General features: G+C 46.5%; 2 protein-coding genes. Both read right to left on the bottom strand.

Annotation, left to right across the window (positions count from 1 at the left end):
• The coding region (locus tag AC4E7D_RS14130; RefSeq protein WP_490174420.1) for a M48 family metallopeptidase at nt 1-1,155 on the bottom strand (1,155 nt) is incomplete at its 3' end.
• A 31-nt stretch (nt 1,156-1,186) separates the two neighbouring features.
• Nucleotides 1,187-1,816 (bottom strand): RNA methyltransferase (locus AC4E7D_RS14125; protein WP_490174419.1); only part of this gene is annotated, 630 nt, incomplete at its 5' end.

The raw sequence follows: 1,816 nt of genomic DNA, 5'->3' as shown, positions 1-1,816 counted from the left end.
CAGGTTGCTCAGGCTCTTTTTTGAGAGTTTTTTAAGGGAATTCACCAGAGGCATTGCTGCAAAGGACGTTTTCGCGAAATCATCAGCCTGATATTCAAATTTTCGGGAAAGGGCATTCATCAGCAGTCCGGTTGCTTCTGATATGGGGCTGTACAGCAGCCCAAAACCGATTAATGCCGCGTGAAAACTGGGGGTTTGCACTCCAATGGCAGCGGACACTTCAGGATTGTTGATAAAGAGCGACAGAATAAACAGGGTGAGTCCGGTGAGCAATATGGAGGTGATCAAATTATACAACACGTGATGTTTCCTGTAATGCCCTACTTCATGGGCAAGCACTGCCACGATCTCATCTTCTTCAAGGTCTTCGATAAGCGTATCGTACAGGGTAACCCGTTTTTCCCTACCAAAACCGGAGAAATAGGCGTTGGCCTTGGTTGACCTTTTAGAACCGTCTATTACAAAAATACTCTTTAGCTCAAACCCAACCTTACGTGCATAGGCTTGAATTTTATCACGTAGCTTACCCTCTTCCAGAGGGGTTTGTTTGTTAAAAAGGGGAACAATAAGACGGCTGTAAAACAAATTAATAAAGATGGTAAAGGCAGCAATCAAGATCCAGGCATAGATCCAGAAATTGGCTCCGGCCCAGGTAAAAAACCAGATGATCAGGCTCAGGAGGCCTCCACCGAGCACAAGGCTCATCAGCCACCCTTTAAATTTATCGGTCCAGAACAATGCCCTGGTGGTCTTGTTAAAGCCAAATTTTTCTTCGATAACAAAGGTCTGATAGTAGGCAAAAGGTGTGCCCAGCAGGTCACTGCCCAGAAAAATGATTCCAAAAAACAACAGGGCAATGGCAATGGGGTGGTCCGTTACACTCCTTGCGATGCTATCTATCCAATCGAAGCCCCCGAATATCAAAAAGGCCAGGATGATAAGGAGGGAGAAAACACCTGAAATCAGCCCAAACTTATAGTTGGCCAGCTTGTATTCCTGTGATTTACTATATTCCCCGGCGTCAAATATGTCTGATAGTTCGCTGGGTATCGGATCCCTGAATTTTCGAGCATTAAGAACATCCAGCACTGTTTCTATGGCAAATTGAAGTAAAAGGATGCCAATTATTATGTAGAATAGTGTGGGGTGGGTCATGTTTTACTACAAATGAAATTCCTGAACCTGCTCAATCAAAATTACGTTGTCTGAGGGCTTCAAAGATAAGTATTGCGGCTGACACTGAAAGGTTCATGGAATCTATCTCCCCTTTCATGGGAATGATAATGTTTTCATCAGCAGCGGAAATCCAATCTTCTGTGAGCCCAGTGGCTTCAGTACCTACCGCAATGGCTACAGCCCCTGTATAATCCACCTCGCTGTATACCTTGCTGGCAGACAGTGCAGCGGTGTAGAGGGTGATTCCATGGATTTTCAGAAACTCTAGCACTTCTGTAGTACTACCTATACCAATGTTCACAGTAAACAGGCAACCTACGCTGGAACGGATGATGTTAGGGTTATACAGGTCGCTTTTGGGATCCGCCAGGATCACTGCATCCAGGCCTGCAGCATCTGCTGTTCGCAGCAATGCCCCAAGGTTGCCTGGTTTTTCAGGGGCTTGTGCTACAAGGACCAGCGGGTTTTTCCGATGGAATTGAAGGTCACTCAGCTGATGGTTCTTGGACCTGGCCAGGACCACGACCCCTTCGGTTTTTTCCCTGTAGGCGATACGCTGGTATACCTCCCGGGAAACCTGTACGATTTCCAGCTCTTCCTGATGATCACGGCTATCGACGCCTGCCGTCATCATCAGGTC

Source organism: Lentiprolixibacter sp., from assembly GCF_982873095.1.
The sequence above is the reverse complement of the archived record's forward strand: the minus strand, read 5'-3'. Positions and strand labels throughout refer to the sequence as shown.